Annotated in this window: 14 protein-coding genes; 8 read left to right on the top strand and 6 right to left on the bottom strand. The window is 73.5% G+C overall.

The window, feature by feature from the left end:
• Positions 1–46: 46 nt before the first annotated feature.
• Positions 47–730 carry a maleylpyruvate isomerase family mycothiol-dependent enzyme gene (locus tag Prubr_RS29550; protein WP_212818153.1) on the bottom strand — a complete coding sequence of 228 codons (684 nt, stop codon included), beginning with the start codon at positions 728–730 and terminating at the stop codon, positions 47–49.
• Positions 731–871: 141 nt separating this feature from the next.
• Here Prubr_RS29550 and Prubr_RS38355 point away from each other — a divergent pair, with 141 nt between their 5' ends.
• The 3 genes from Prubr_RS38355 to Prubr_RS29540 all read left to right on the top strand — a co-directional run bounded on the left by Prubr_RS38355 (position 872) and on the right by Prubr_RS29540 (position 3048).
• The gene (locus tag Prubr_RS38355) at positions 872–1246 is read left to right on the top strand and encodes a sigma factor (protein WP_425517952.1); all 375 of its coding nucleotides are present in this window, start codon (positions 872–874) and stop codon (positions 1244–1246) included.
• A complete protein-coding gene (locus Prubr_RS29545; RefSeq protein ID WP_425517951.1) occupies positions 1135–1974 on the top strand; it encodes an RNA polymerase subunit sigma-70 in 840 nt (279 codons plus the stop codon). The genes Prubr_RS38355 and Prubr_RS29545 overlap by 112 nt, the downstream gene beginning before the upstream one ends.
• An 87-nt stretch (positions 1975–2061) precedes the next feature.
• A complete protein-coding gene (locus tag Prubr_RS29540; protein ID WP_212818152.1) occupies positions 2062–3048 on the top strand; it encodes an ArsR/SmtB family transcription factor in 987 nt (328 codons plus the stop codon).
• Positions 3049–3102: 54 nt separating this feature from the next.
• Here the strand turns inward: Prubr_RS29540 and Prubr_RS29535 are convergent, their stop codons facing one another.
• Together Prubr_RS29535 and Prubr_RS29530 are read right to left on the bottom strand one after the other, a co-directional pair.
• On the bottom strand, positions 3103–3795 hold the full coding sequence (locus Prubr_RS29535; protein WP_246567808.1) for an SDR family NAD(P)-dependent oxidoreductase: 693 nt from the start codon (positions 3793–3795) through the stop codon (positions 3103–3105).
• A gap of 97 nt (positions 3796–3892) precedes the next feature.
• Entirely contained in the window at positions 3893–4459 is a 567-nt protein-coding gene (locus Prubr_RS29530; RefSeq protein ID WP_212818151.1) for a DUF4142 domain-containing protein, read from the bottom strand.
• Positions 4460–4809: 350 nt separating this feature from the next.
• On the opposite strand from Prubr_RS29530, the gene Prubr_RS29525 reads away from it, so the two are divergent.
• Complete coding sequence (locus tag Prubr_RS29525) at positions 4810–5079, top strand: DivIVA domain-containing protein (RefSeq protein ID WP_212818150.1); 270 nt, start codon at positions 4810–4812, stop codon at positions 5077–5079.
• Positions 5080–5146: 67 nt separating this feature from the next.
• Here the strand turns inward: Prubr_RS29525 and Prubr_RS29520 are convergent, their stop codons facing one another.
• Entirely contained in the window at positions 5147–6133 is a 987-nt protein-coding gene (locus tag Prubr_RS29520) for a pectate lyase family protein (protein ID WP_212818149.1), read from the bottom strand.
• A gap of 438 nt (positions 6134–6571) precedes the next feature.
• On the opposite strand from Prubr_RS29520, the gene Prubr_RS29515 reads away from it, so the two are divergent.
• From Prubr_RS29515 to Prubr_RS29500, 4 genes are all read left to right on the top strand, one after another.
• Positions 6572–7378 (top strand): NUDIX hydrolase, encoded by an 807-nt coding sequence (locus Prubr_RS29515; RefSeq protein ID WP_212818148.1) that lies wholly within the window; start codon positions 6572–6574, stop codon positions 7376–7378.
• Positions 7375–8361, top strand: a complete 987-nt coding sequence (locus tag Prubr_RS29510) for a serine/threonine protein kinase (protein WP_212818147.1) — start codon at positions 7375–7377, stop codon at positions 8359–8361. Before Prubr_RS29515 ends, Prubr_RS29510 begins: the two co-directional genes overlap by 4 nt.
• Positions 8362–8376: 15 nt before the next feature.
• Complete coding sequence (locus Prubr_RS29505) at positions 8377–9342, top strand: hypothetical protein (RefSeq protein WP_212818146.1); 966 nt, start codon at positions 8377–8379, stop codon at positions 9340–9342.
• A 164-nt stretch (positions 9343–9506) separates the two neighbouring features.
• Positions 9507–10835, top strand: a complete 1329-nt coding sequence (locus tag Prubr_RS29500; RefSeq protein WP_212818145.1) for an adenylosuccinate synthetase — start codon at positions 9507–9509, stop codon at positions 10833–10835.
• A gap of 266 nt (positions 10836–11101) precedes the next feature.
• Here the strand turns inward: Prubr_RS29500 and Prubr_RS29495 are convergent, their stop codons facing one another.
• Together Prubr_RS29495 and Prubr_RS29490 are read right to left on the bottom strand one after the other, a co-directional pair.
• Positions 11102–11995, bottom strand: a complete 894-nt coding sequence (locus Prubr_RS29495; protein ID WP_212828684.1) for a glucose 1-dehydrogenase — start codon at positions 11993–11995, stop codon at positions 11102–11104.
• A 79-nt stretch (positions 11996–12074) separates the two neighbouring features.
• The gene (locus tag Prubr_RS29490) at positions 12075–14507 is read right to left on the bottom strand and encodes a glycoside hydrolase family 65 protein (protein WP_212818144.1); all 2433 of its coding nucleotides are present in this window, start codon (positions 14505–14507) and stop codon (positions 12075–12077) included.
• Positions 14508–14650: the final 143 nt, after the last annotated feature.

The following is a 14650-nucleotide window of genomic DNA, read 5'->3' as shown; positions in this document are numbered from 1 at the left end:
CCGGGCGGGCCGCCCACGACGTACGTCGTGGGCGGCGGGGAGCCCGTCAGCCCCGGCCGGCACCGTTCCCGGCCACGCCACGCTCCCGCAGGACCGCGACACCGTCGCCCTCGAGTTCGTCCCAGTACGCCGTACGCCCGGTCATGGCCATCAGCAGCGCACGGGTGGTTCCCGACACGAGGAGCCCGGAGCCGGTGGTGAAGGGTCCGTCGGTCGCCACGAGACGCAGGCCACCGATCCGCCCCTTGGCGAGCACGACGAGGTCGGAGCCGCTGTAGTACTCGGCGACCCGGGTGACCGTCTCCACCGGGTAGTCCCGGTGGATGCCCAGCGGACGCCGGATGTCCTCGCCGTGCACGACCGTCTCGCCGAGCATCGCGATGACCGGCAGCGGCGGCTTGGTCGTGCTGGTGACGGCCCGTCGGAACCCGTCGAGGGTGTCGGCCGGGGTGGCACCCAACCACTCGGCCGTTCGCATCGCCACCTGCCGGTCGAAGTCGAACCGGCAGCGGACGACACCGGCCAGCCACCGTACGGCGTTGAGGTTCGCCGCCGAGGTGAGGTGCGCCAGGACCTCCCGCGTCGAGAACCCGGTGCACAGCGAAGGCGTCGCCCACTGCGCGTCGGTCAGGTCCGCCAGGTCGGCCGCCAGCGCCGCCCGTTCGGCATGGACCAGCGGCCAGATCTCCCTCGGACGGCTCGCGGCCGGTTTCCGGGTCGAACCGGTCATGTCGGTGTTCTCCTCGTCATCGGATCATCGCTCGACCCGGCCCGGCCCGGCGGGTCGGACGGGGCCACCGGCGGCCTCCCGGCCAGGCCGGAAACGGTCGGTCACAGGTAGGACTCCCACCATGGCGCAGAATCGTCGCTCATGGGAAAAGTTTCTTCCGCCCGGCCCACGGGCCCGGTGGCCCCGGCCGGCGACGGCGCTGACCTGGCCCGCGCCCGCGCGGGGGACGAGGCCGCGTTCACCCGGCTCGTACGACCGTTGCGGGCCGAACTGCACGCCCACTGCTACCGCATCCTCGGCTCGCCCCACGACGCCGACGACGCCCTCCAGGACGCCCTGTTGCGGGCCTGGCGGGCGATGCCGCGGTTCGAGGGCGCAGCCCGCTGCGTACCTGGCTCTACACCGTGGCCACCCGCGCCTGCCTGGACCTCGTCGAGACCCGCGGCCGGCGGGCCCTGCCGGTCGACCTCGGCCCGGCCAGCGAGCGCGCCGTCGTGGACGGCAACGACCCGGTGACCGACGTCGCCTGGCTCGGTCCCTACCCCGACGCCCGCCTGCCGGACGACCCGGCCAGCCCGCACGCCCGCTACGAGCGGCGGGAGGCCGTCGAACTCGCCTTCGTCGCGGCGCTGCAACACCTGCCCGGCAACCAGCGGGCGGCGCTGCTGCTGTTCGACGTCCTCGGCTTCTCCGCCGTCGAGATCGCCACGATGATGGACACCTCGACCGGGTCGGTGAACTCCGCCCTGGCGCGGGCCCGCCGGCTCGTGGCCGAGAGGATCCCACCCCGCGTCCGGCACCGGCCGCCGCGGTACACCGGCGACGACCGGGTCCGCCGCCTCGTCCTGGCGTACGCCCACGCGCTGGAGCGCGGCGACGTCGACGCCCTGGTCGCGCTGCTGACCGAGGACGTGACCTGGTCGATGCCGCCGCTGCGGCACTGGTATCACGGCATCGCGGCGGTGACGGACTTCGCCGTGCGGGTGCCGATGGCCCGCTGCCCGAGCTGGCGTTTCCTTCCGACCAGCGCGAACGCCCAGCCGGCCGTGGCCTTCTACCTCGGCGCCGTCGACGGCCCGCACCTGGCCTGGTCGATCACGGTGCTCACGCTCCGCAACGAACGCATCGCCGGGATCACCTCGTTCCTCGACCCCGGCCACTTCGCCGCCTTCGGGCTGCCGCCGTCGCTGGACACCGTCCGACCGGATCCGGCGGGCGGCGAACTTGTCGGACCCCACGGGTAAGGTGGCGAACCCCGTAGTCCCACGCGAGCGTGCCCCGAGACACCGCCCGGAAGGTGCCGGGCGACGGTATGCCGGCCAGGAGTGCAGATGCTCAGAATCCACTTCACGGTGGCCGACCTGAACCGCACCCGGGTCGCCACCGCCCCCGACCCGCTGTGGGAGCTCGCGCTCAGCATGCACCAGCTGCGTCGGCGCGGTTCCCCGCCGCTGCTCGCCGGCTGGAAGTCGGACCTCGCCGACCGGCTGCGCCCCGACACCACGCTGCGGCGTGAGGTCGCGCTGGCCCTGGCCCTCAACCCGCCGACCGGCTACTTCCCCGACTTCCTCACCCCGGCCGAGGCCGCCGGCGGGTTCGAGGCCGGGCTGCAGGCCCTGCTCGCCACCCCACGGCACCGGCTGCGCGCCGAGATCGCACTGCTCGACACCGCCGCCCACCGGCTCGACCCGGACGCCCTGCGCGTCGGCGACGGCGACCCGGGCGCGCTCCGCGTCCTCGGCCGGGCACTGCGGCGATACCACGACGTCGCCGTGGCACCCGTGTGGGACCGGATCCGGGCCTCGTTCGACGCCGACCGGGCGCTGCGCGCGCGTACGGTGCTCGACGGCGGCGCCGTCGCGCTGCTCAACGGGCTGCACCCGGCCGTCCGGTTCACCGACGGGGTCCTCGAGATCGCCAACTACCGGGCAACGCGCGACCTCTACCTGGACGGCCGCGGGCTGGTGCTGGTGCCGAGCTTCTTCAAGGCGGCCAGCCGGCCGATGGCGCTGGTCGACCCCGACCTGCCGCCGGTGCTGGTCTATCCCGTCGAACGGTCCGCCCGGATCGCCACCGAGGTGGGCCGTACGTCGCTCGCCGCACTGCTCGGCCGCACCCGCGCCGCGGTGCTGGAACTGGCCGCCGACAACCCGTCGACGGGCGCGGTCGCCGGCCGGCTCGGCATCTCGGCGCCGGCCGCGAGCGAGCACCTGACCGTGCTGCGCGACGCCGGCCTGGTGGTCAGCACCCGCCACGGCAACACGGTCCGGCACACGCTCGCGCCGTTGGGACGGACCCTGATCGGCGGCGGTTCCTGAGCGGGTCGGCCCACCCGGACCCGGTCGGCCGCGCGGTGGCCCGCGGGCCGGGAGTCAGGTCAGGCCGTGCACCGGGATCTGGGCGCCGTTGACGACCGCGGAGTCCGGGCCGCACAGGTGCCGGACCACCGTCGCGATCTGTGCCGGGTCGACCCACGCGCGCCGGTCGGCGTCGGGCTGGGCGGCCCGGTTGCCGGGGGTGTCGATCGTGCCCGGCACGACCGCGTTGGCCCGTACCCCGTCCCTGCCGTACTCGGCGGCGAGCGCGCCGACGAAGCCGAGCACCGCCGACTTCGCGGTGATGTAGCCGGCCGCGCCGGCGAACGGCCGGGTCGCGGCCCGGCTCGACACGCAGACGACCGATCCGCCACCGGCCGCGACCAGGTGCGGCAGCGCCGCCTGGCAGACCAGGTACGTCGGCCGCAGGTTGAGCCGTAGCTGCGCCTCGAACTCGTCGACGTCGGTCTCGTGCACCCGGCCGCCCATCGCGAACCCGCCGACCAGGTTGACGACCGCGCGCAGCGGTGCCGCCTCCGTCGCGGCGGCCAGCGCCACACAGCGCCCTACGGCGTCGGCGTCGAACAGGTCGGCCTCGACCAGGACGAGGTCGGGGTGTGGTTCGAGCCGGCCGCGTTCCGCCTCGACCACCCACGGCACGACGACCCGCCAGCCGTCGTCGAGCAGCGCGGCGGTGACGGCGGTGCCGAGCCCGCCGGTCCCGCCGGTCACCAGCACGGTACGTCCCAAGGCCGCTCCCCTTCCCGGTTTCGCCTACCGTACGCAGACCGCGCGGTCGTGTCGCGGCGACCCACCGCGGCCGGGCTACGGCCCGGCGCGGCGGGGGTCAGCCCGGCCGGGGCAGACCGAGTTCGGCGGCGAGGGCGCGCAGGTCGTCGTAGTGCGTCTGGAGGATCGGGGTCGACTCCTGGGCGTACTGCTTGGCCTCGGGTTCGGTCCCTCTGTCCAGTTCGGTCTCGTTGCGGCGGATGGCGCGTTTGTGTGCCGATGCCTCGGACGCCACGAAGAGCCGCTCGAACCGGTCGCCGTCGGCGTCGCGCAGCCGGCCCAGCACCACCTGCTGGTCGCGGTTCGGTTTCGTCGGCAGTTCGACGCCGACGGCGGCGGCGGTCCGGCGCAGTTCGGCGTCGAGCTGGGTGTTGTCGGCGACGAACTGGGCGCCGAGGTCGGCGAGCTGGGGTGCCACGTCCTTCGTACCGGCCAGCTGGCCGGCCTCGATCCCGGCCATGTTGGCCTGGTGCGCGGCCCGCAGGTAGCGGGCGTCGTGCCGGGCCGGGCGGTCACGTTCCCCGGCGGGACCGGCGGGACCGGCGATCGCGGCCGGGACCGGGCCGGCGCCCGGCGGGTGGCCGGGTGGCGGCGCGGCGCCGGCGGGGGCCGGGACCGAGAGCACTATCGCCGCTAATCCGACGATCACTGTTCTTCGCGTGCTTTGCGACATCTGTCCACCTCCTGCCGGTTCGCCGCCCCACCCGATTACCCGCGACGGCCGCACGGTCACCACCGATCGCGCGCCGCCGGCCGCCACGGGACACCGGCCGCCGCGGCGGCCCTCCACGACGGGAACCCCTGCGGCACAACGGTTCCGGCGCCCGCGGCCGGCGGCGCCGGCCCGCCGGCCACTGCGCCGCAGGTCGCATAGCGGTTACGGAACGGATCGGAGGCATTCCACAACCGTGACCAGGCACATAGAGTGGTGTCGCTCGCAGATGCCACGACAATCGACCCCCGGAGGCAGAGCGCATGCGGACAGACGACTGGTCCACAGCGGAGCGACCGGCACGGATCGGCCACCAGCAGATCCGCGAGGCCGCTTTCGGACCGGCGCCCCGACGCGGCGGCGGGCTCAACCCCGACGAGGTACGGGCCTTCCTGAACCAGGTCGCCGACCAGATGCTGCGCCTGGAGCGCGACCTGGCCGAGGCGACCAGCGAGTCGATCCGGGTCAAGGAGGCCCTCTACCGCTGGCAGGTCGAGCACGCCTCCACCTGCGCCCAGCAGCGCCCGCGCTGACCCCGCCGGACACACCGGCGCGGCACCCCCGCGTACGGGATGCCGCGCCGACGTCGGGAGGTTCGGGTCAGAGGTTGGCCGCCCCGGCGCCGGAGGTGACGATCGACTTCACGTCGGCGGCGGGGTCGAGGGTGTAGGCGTACGGGATCGAGGCGACGCTGCCGCCCTGCTCGCCATCGCCGGAGTTGACGAAGTGGTTGTCCCGGGCGACCAGCGTGCCCGGACCGGACGAGCCCTCGCCGAGGTGGAACGGGTCGTCGGTGTCCTCGAAGAAGTTGCCCTCGACGAGCACCCCGGCATCCTCGGTGGACGCGACGCCGTACCCGTCGACCGAGGCGTAGTAGTTGTTGAACACGTGCACCGGGTTGCCGAACCGCACCCGGGGGTTGCGCTGCTCGGTGCCGTCGAACCAGTTGTGGTGGTAGCTGACCCGCAGGTGGCCGATGTCCTGGCTGCCGTTGTCGTCACTGTGGCCGAGCAGCATGGTCTTGTTGTGGCCGCGTACGTGGTTCCACGAGATGGTGACGAAGTCGGAGCCGCGCTTGACGTCCACGGCGCCGTCGTAGCCGACGCCGAACGTGTTGTGGTCGATCCACACGTTCGTCGACTCGGTCTCCACGTTGATCGCGTCGTCGTCCCAGTCGTCGAAGTACAGGCCCTGGATGATGACGTTGTGCGACTCACGCAGCGTGAAGCCGTTGCCGGTGATGGTGCCGCCGCCGGTGATCGTCTTGTCGGAGCCGACCCGGACCATGCCGGACAGGTTGATGGTGCCGCTCACCTGGACGATCGCCGGACCGTCCTGCTGTACGGCGTCGGCCAGGCCGGCCTCGTCGGTGACGGTCACGGTCGGTCCACCCGCGCCACCGGTCGTGCCGCCGTTCTCGGTCGCCCAGCCCACGAGTCCGGGCGCGTTGAGCGCCTCGACGCGGTCGGGGGCCGGGCCGGCGTTGGCGATCGCCCCCGCACCGAGGGTGAGCGTCGCCGCCGCGAGTGACGCGCCGATGAGCACCGGGAGGGATCTGCGGTGCCGGGCGGTGGGTTCGGTGCGCATTGATTCTCCTCTGCCTGGGTCCCGGCGACGCGGGGTCGCCGGCGCGGCGGCGGACCTCCACCGCCGCACTGCCTTCGTGCGTGGAAGTGAAGGTCCATGACCCGTGCCGTAGACGGTCACGACATGACGGATATGCGGCGTCCCGTTACCCGTACGAAACCTTCGCGACCACCGTAGGCAGGCAGAAATATATGCGTCAATAAGATTGAATTGCAGGAAATTTGAGGCGAAATCAGCACCAAGCGCCTAGCCCGGCTGTTGAATTGCCGGGTTGTGTCCTAATAGCACCACTTCCACCCTACGGCGCACTTCCGGAACTTGCAGCGCGAGCCCGGAGAGTTTGCAGCCGCCGCCCGCGATCTGGGTTATTCACGACTTGAGAAAGACTCAAAGTGAGAGTAACTTCGTGGACGTACCGCCCGACCGGAAGGACGCCCGATGACCGAAGAGGAGTTCCTCGCCACGTACGACCCACGCGCCTACCCCCCGGTGGCGGTGACCGTCGACGTCGTCGCGTTCACCATCCGCGACGGGCGGCTGCACCTGCTGCTGGTGCGCCGGGCCGCCCCGCCGCACGCCGGACACTGGGCACTGCCGGGCGGCTTCGTCCACCCCGACGAGGACCTGCCCACCGGCGCCGGCCGCGAACTGGCCGAGGAGACCGGCGTACAGGCCGGCGCGCTCGGCCGGGTCCACCTGGAACAGCTCGGCACGTACGGCGCACCGGGGCGCGATCCGCGGATGCGGGTCGTCTCGGTCGCCTACCTCGCCTTCGCCCCCGACCTGCCCGACCCGGCGGCCGGATCCGACGCCGACGAGGCCGCCTGGGTGGCGGTCGACAGCCTCGGACTGCCCGACGCCGCCACACTGACCGGCCGGCCGGTCCAACAACGTCCCGGCACCACCCGGAAGCTGGCCTTCGACCACACCCGGATCGTCGCCGACGGACTCGACCGGGCCCGGTCCAAGCTGGAATACACGCCGCTGGCCACCCGGTTCGTCGGCCCCGAGTTCACCATCGCCGAACTGCGCGCGGTCTACGAGACCGTGTGGGGCGACACCCTGCACGCCGGCAACTTCCACCGCAAGGTGCTGTCCGTACCCGGATTCCTGGACAGCGTCGGCGCGACCACCGACCGGGGCGGCGCGCGCGGCGGGCCACGGGCCCGGCTCTACCGGGCCGGCGACGCCCGGCTGCTGCATCCGGCGCTGCTGCGTCCCTCACGCGAGGAGGCCGTCCGATGACGACGGTCGCCGAGGCGATCCGGCTGGTCATGTCGGCCCGCGACGCCGACGACCTGTTCGGCGGCGCCGACCCGGCCCGCCGCTACCGCGACCTGGCCCGACTGCTCCACCCCGACCGGCGACCGACCGCCGGGACCGGACCGGATCCCGCCACCGAGGCGTTTGTCCGGCTCAGCGGCCTGTGGCAGGACCGGCGGGGTGTGGTGATCCGGACCCGCCGGGACAGCTACCGCCTCACCGGGAGCCCGACCTACCGCGGCGACCTCGCCGACCTCTACGACGTCGGCGCCGACCGGCTGCTCAAACTGCCCCGCGACCCGGCCAACAACGACCTGATGGCCCGCGAGGCCCGGGCCCTGCGGGCGCTCGCCGACCGCGGCGACCCGCGGTTCCTGCCGTACGTGCCCCGGCTGGTCGACACGTTCCAGCACACCGACACCGCCGACGGCACCGAGCGCCGGGTCAACGTCGTCGCCGCCGTCGGCAACCTGCACAGCCTCGCCGAGGTTCGGAGCCGCCGCCCGGACGGGCTCGACGCCCGCGACGCCGCCTGGATGTGGCGACGGCTGCTCACCGCCCTCGGCCTGGCTCACCGGGCCGGTGTCGTGCACGGCGCGGTGCTGCCCGAACACGTGCTGATCGAACCGGACGCGCACGGCGTCGTCCTCGTCGACTGGTGCTACTCGGCCAGCAACGAGGGCGAACGGATACCGGCGCTGGTGCCGGCGTACGCCGACTGGTATCCGGTCGAGGTGACCCGGCGGGAACGCCCCGGCCCGGCCACCGACATCGCCATGGCCAGCCGGTGCATGGCCCACCTGATGGGTGACCGGGCCCCGGCGGCGCTGCGCCGGTTCGTCGCCGGCTGCACCCTGCCGTCCCCGCGCCAGCGTCCCGACGACGCCTGGCGACTACTCGACGAATTCGACGACGTGCTGGCGGACCTCTACGGCCCCCGCACGTTCCGACCGTTCACGCTCTAGAGAGGAAGGCCCGAGATGGGAAGCGGAATCTGGTCCACCGACGTCTACGACGCCGCCAAGAGCTACCGCCGCGCCAGCGGCAAGAGCGCCTTCGCCTACTCCGACGGCGGTGCCCGTACGGTGCACCCGTCGCTCGACCCGCGCGGGGTTGACGTACGGGAGAGCCGGGACAGTGCCGAACACCCCGAGTCGGTCGCGATCGCGGTGCTGTTCGACGTCACCGGCTCGATGCGTCACGTGCCCCGGGTGCTGCAGGAGAAGCTGCCGCAACTGCTCGGCCTGCTGCTGCGCAAGGGCTACGCCACCGACCCGCAGATCATGTTCGGCGCGATCGGCGACGCCACCTGCGACCGGGTGCCGTTGCAGGTCGGCCAGTTCGAGTCGGACAACCGGATGGACGAGCACCTCGGCAACATGGTGCTCGAGGGCGGCGGCGGCGGGCAGATGATGGAGTCGTACGACCTGGCGATGTACTTCATGGCCCGGCACACCGCGATCGACTGCTACGAGAAGCGGCGCCGGCGCGGCTACCTGTTCATCATCGGCGACGAGATGGCGTACCCGCAGGTGAAGCGGCGCGAGGTGCAGGCGGTGCTGGGCGAGCGGATCACCGAGAACGTGCCGCTGGCGGGCATCGTCGACGAGGTGCGCCGGAAGTGGAACACCTACTTCCTGCTGCCGGCCGGCAGCTGGCACGCCAAGGACCCGCGGGTGCTCGGCTTCTGGCGCGACCTGCTCGGCCAGAACGCCATCGAACTCGACGACCTCGACGCGGCCTGCGAGACGATCGCGCTGACCGTCGGGCTCGGCGAGGGCACCGTCGACCTCGACGAGGCGCTCGACGACCTGCGCGACATCGGCTCGGACGCGGCGGCGACGGTGTCGAAGGCCCTCGTCCGCATCGGCGCCAACCGGGCCCGGAGGACGCGCTCGGCACTGCCGGCCCGTACCGGCACCACCGACCGCGTCACCCGGCTGTAAGTGCGAGGAGCGCAGCGCAGCGGAGCACCGCAGCACGCACAAATGGCTAAGTGCGAGGAGCGCAGCGCAGCGGAGCACCGCAGCACGCACAAATGGCTAAGTGCGAGGAGCGCAGCGCAGCGGAGCACCGCAGCACGCACCAAACGGCAACTGAGGAGCGCACCATGAACCACGTGATCGTCGTCGATCTCGGGTACGGCGACGCGGGGAAGGGCACCGTCGTGGACTGGCTGTGCGCGAGCCGGCCGGTCCACGCGGTGGTCCGCTTCAACGGCGGCGCGCAGGCGGCGCACACCGTCGTCCTGCCGGACGGGCGGCACCACACGTTCGCGCAGTTCGGGTCGGGGACGTTCCGGCCCGGGGTGCGTACCCACCTGTCCCGGCACATGGTGGTCGACCCGCTGGCGCTGGCCGGCGAGGCCGACCACCTGGCGGCCCTCGGGGTCACCGACGCGCTTCCCCGGCTGACCGTCGATCGGGACGCGCTGCTCGCCACCCCGTGGCACCGGGCGGCGAACCGGGCCCGGGAGCTGGCCCGGGGCGGCGACCGGCACGGGTCGTGCGGGATGGGGGTCGGCGAGACGACGGCGTACGCGCTGGCGTACCCCGACGACGCGCCGCGGGTGGGTGACTGCCTGTCCCCCGCCCGGCTGCGTTCCCGCCTGGCGGCGCTGCGCGACCGGCTCGCCGCCGAACTCGGTCCGCTCGACGCACCCTCCGTCGACGACTGCGTCACCGCGTTCACCGCCTTCGCCGAGCGGGTGTCCATCATGGACGGCGACCACACCGGGCGGCTGCTGCGGGCCGGGACGGTCGTCTTCGAGGGCGCCCAGGGGGTGCTGCTGGACGAGTGGCACGGGTTCCACCCGTACACGACGTGGAGCACCACGACGTTCGCGAACGCCGAGGTGCTGCTCGCCGAGGCCGGACTGTCCGGTACGGCGACCCGGCTCGGGGTGCTGCGGACCGTCACCCCGCGGCACGGGCCGGGTCCGCTGGTCACCGAGGATCCGGCGCTCGCCCCGGCCGAGCCGCACAACCACACCAACGCGTGGCAGGGCCGGTTCCGGTTCGGACACTTCGACGCGGTCGCGCACCGGTACGCGCTCGAGGTCGCCGGCGGCGTCGACGGGCTGGCGCTGACCCACCTGGACGTGGCCCGGGCGCTGCGGCCGCGGATCTGCTCCGCGTACGACTGGACGGACCGGCTGGTGCCCGGCCCGGCCGGCGACCTGGTTCGGCAGGAGGAGCTGACCCGCCGCCTGCTGACCAGCCGCCCGGTGTACGCCGAACCGCCGCCGACCGACTGGCCGACGGCGGTGGCGGAACACCTGGGGGTGCCGGTGCTGGTGACCTCGGACGGCCCCACCGCAAGCGACAAGACCCTCCGCCACGCCCCAGCGCCGGCGGCGTCGCGTCCGGCGCCGGCGTCGCGTCCGGCGCCGGCGTCGCGTCCGGCGCCGGCGTCGCGTCCGGCGCCGGCGTCGCGTTGATCAAGGAGTTGTTGCGCGACATACCGGGGCGAATCAGGCACGGTATGTCCTCGATCGTTCCCGACCGGCCCGCCTGATCCGCGCCCGGCCCGCTGGCGGCCCGGCAACGTGTCGGCCGGCACGGAGAGCCGGCCCGATCAAGGAGAAACCGTGCCCGATCCGGGCGGTATGTCGCGCAACAAGTCCTTGATCAACGCGCGGCCGCGTCAACGCGGCCACGCCGCGACGGGGCCACGTCAACGCGCGGCCACGGCGCGGCGGCGGGGTCAGGTCAGGGTGCGGCCGCCGGTCACGGCCAGGGTCTCGGCGGTGATGTAGCTGGACTCCTGGGAGGCGAAGAAGACGTACGCGGGGGCCAGCTCGGCCGGCTGCGCGGCCCGGCCGAGCGGGGTCTGCTCGCCGAACGAGGAGACCTTGTCCGGCGGCATCGTCGCCGGGATCAGTGGCGTCCACACCGGACCGGGCGCGATCGAGTTGACCCGTACGCCCCGGCCGATGGCCTCCTTGGCGAGCGCCTTGGTGAAGTTCACGATCGCCGCCTTGGTGGAGGCGTAGTCGAGCAGGTTCGGCGACGGCTCGAAGCCCTGGATCGACGACGTGTTGATGATCGTGGCCCCGGGTGGCATGTGTGGCAGCGCCGCCCGGCAGAGCCAGAACATCGCGTACACGTTGGTCTTGAACACCCGGTCGAACTGCTCGGTCGAGAGCTCCGCGATCCCGTCGACCGACATCTGGTACGCGGCGTTGTTGACCAGGATGTCGACGCGGCCGAACTCGTCGACGGCCCGCTCGACGAGCCGGTCGCAGTACGCCTCGTCACGTACGTCGCCCGGGAACCGCACGGCCGTCCGGCCGGCGGCCTCGACCAGGGCGGCGGTCCGCTTCGCGTCGTCCTCCTCCTCGGGCAGGTACGACAGCAGCACGTCGGCGCCCTCCCGCGCGTAGGCGAGCGCGACGGCGCGGCCGATCCCCGAGTCGGCGCCGGTGACGATCGCCTTGCGGTCGGTCAGCCGGCCGGTGCCCCGGTACGTCTCCTCGCCGTGGTCGGCCGGAAGGCCCATCGCCTCGTCGGAGCCGGGGGCGGACTGCTGCTCGGCGCCCTGCTCGTTCGGCCGCGGGTACTGGCTGCGCGGGTCCTGCAGGGTGAACTGGTCGGGCATGCTCCGGGTCTCCTCGTCTCGTCGGGTGGCGTCGGGCGCACCGCGGCTGATCTTCATGTCCTTTCCTGTCCGGCCCGGTTCAATCCCCCCGGTCCGCGGCGAGCAGGTGGTCGAGGACGTCACGGCGACGGGTCGGGGCGCGGCCGGGCGGCGCCGGCGGCTCGGCGCCGGGCCCGGCCGGCGGCGGCACCGGCCGGGTGACCGGGCGGGCGGCGCTCACCGTCAACGGCTCCCCGTGGTGGCACAGGTCGACCGACGCGTCCGGCCCGCCGCCGTCGACGCGGTACGTGACGGATCCGGCGGACGTGCCGTCGGTGCCGGCGGTGACCGCGACCCGCAGCCGCAGGCCGCGCCAGGCGACCGAGAAGCGCAGCGCCGGCAGGTGGCTGGGCAGCCGGGGCGCGAACGACAGGGTGCCGTCGTGGTCGCGCAGGCCGCCGAAGCCCATCACCAGCGCCGTCCACGCCCCGGCGAGCGACGCGACGTGCAGCCCGTCGCCGGTCTTGTCGCCGAGGTTGCGCAGGTCCTGCAGCGCCGACTCGGCCAGGTAGTCGTGGGCGAGTTCGAGGTGTCCCACCTCCGCCGCCAGCACCGCCTGGCTGGACGCCGACAGCGAGGAGTCGCGTACGGTCCGCTGCTCGTAGTAGGCGAAGTTGCGGGCCTTCTCCGCAGGGCTGAACGACTCGCCGCAGCAGAGCATCGCGAGGACCACGTCGGCCTGCTTCACCACCTGCTTGCGGTACAGCTCGAAGTACGGGAAGTGCAGCAACAGCGGGTAGTCGTCGGCGTCGGTGCCGGCGAAGTCCCACTCGGCGAGCCGGGTGAAGCCGGCCGCCTGCTGGTGCACGCCGCGCTTGTCGTCGTACGGCAGGTGCATCGCCGCCGCCGCGGCCCGCCACGCCGCCGTCTCGTGGCGGTCGACGCCGAGTTCGGCGGCCCGGTCCGGGTGCCGGTCGGCGGCGTCGGCCGCGGCCCGCAGGTTGCGCCGGGCCATGACGTTGGTGAACAGGTTGTCGTCGACGACGGCGGTGTACTCGTCGGGCCCGGTCACCCCGTCGAGGTGGAACCCGCCCTCGTCGTCGTAGCGGCCGACGTACCGCCACAGCCGGGCCGTCTCGACCAGCAGGTCGAGCCCGGGTCCACGGTAGAACTCCTCGTCGCCGGTGGCCCCGACGTAGCGCAGCACCGCGTCGGCGATGTCGGCGTTGATGTGCAGCGCGGCGGTGCCGGCCGGCCAGTAGCCGGAGCACTCGGAGCCGGCGATGGTCCGCCACGGGAACGCCGCGCCCGCCAGCCGCAACTCCCGGGCCCGGTCGCGGGCGACCGGCAGGTTCGCGTGCCGCCACCGCAGCGCGCCACGGACCGCTTCCGGACACGTGTACGTCAGCACCGGCAGCACGAAACTCTCGGTGTCCCACAGCACGTGGCCGTCGTAGCCGTTGCCGGTCAGGCCCTTGGCGGGGATCGGGGCGACGCCGGCCCGGGCACCGGACTGCAGCACGTGGAACAGGTCGAACCGGACCGCCTGCTGCACCTCCGGGTCGCCCTCGAGTTCGACGTCGGCGACGTCCCAGAAGTCGTCGAGGCGGGCCCGCTGCTCGGCGACCAGGGCGTCCCAGCCGGCCGCGCGGGCGTCGTCGACCGCGGCGGTGGCCTCGGCACACAGCGCGTCGAGCGGCTCCGCGTCCGCCGCCGCGGTGGTGGCCCACGCGTACCCGAGCAGTTTGCGGATCCGCACCGTCGCGCCGGGCGACAGGTCGGCGGTGACCGTCGTACGCACCCGGTCCGGGCGCGCGGTCGTCGCGCAGGTGACACCGTCCGGGCCGGTGACGGCGTGGTCGACGACCGACGCGACCGGCAGCCGGCTGCGGCGCGTACGGTGCAGCAGCAGCCCGCCGGTGCGCCCGGCCCGGTGCCGTACGGCGGTCAGCGGCGCGGTGAGGGTGGTCGCGGCCCGCGGGTCGTCGGCGCGCCGCGGCATGTCCTCGTCGGCGAGCAGGTCCGACTCGATCCGCAGCCGGACCGGGCGGTCGACGGCGGTCACCTCGTAGTCGACGGCCGCCACCGCGGGCCGGGTCAGCGACACCAGCCGGGTGCTGCGCAGCCGGATCGCCGTCCCGGCGGGGCTGACCCACTCCACGGTGCGGCACAGGGTGCCGGCCCGCAGGTCGAGGATCCGTTGGTGGTGCCGCAACGTCCCGGTGCGTACGTCGAACGGCTCGTCGTCGACGAACAGCCGCACCAGCTTGCCGTTCGGCGCGTTGACGACGGTCTGGCCGCGCTCCGGGAAGGCGTACCCGCTCTCCGGATAGTCGAGGTCGTACTCCTCGTGGAAGGAGTTGAGATAGGTGCCGGGCATGCCGGACGGATCGCCCTCGTCGAGGTTGCCGCGCAGGCCGATGTGCCCGTTCGACAGCGCGAACGTCGACTCGGCCTCGGCCAGCCAGTCCGGGTCGAGATCGGGTTCGCGGACCTGCCACGGCTCGACGGGAAAGCGTGGCCGGGCCCTCATCGGGCCGCTCCGGGCGTGGCGGGGCCGGACAACGGGGCTGCGGCGGCGCGACCTGCCATAGGTGGGGCCTTCCGGTCGGATGCGAACGGTATGCCCCGCAACATCTCCACCCGCGGGCCGGCTGAATCCCACGGTCGACCGGG

The sequence above is a fragment of the Polymorphospora rubra genome (genome assembly GCF_018324255.1).
GTDB lineage: Bacteria > Actinomycetota > Actinomycetes > Mycobacteriales > Micromonosporaceae > Polymorphospora > Polymorphospora rubra.
This window is presented reverse-complemented; position numbering and strand designations above follow the sequence as displayed.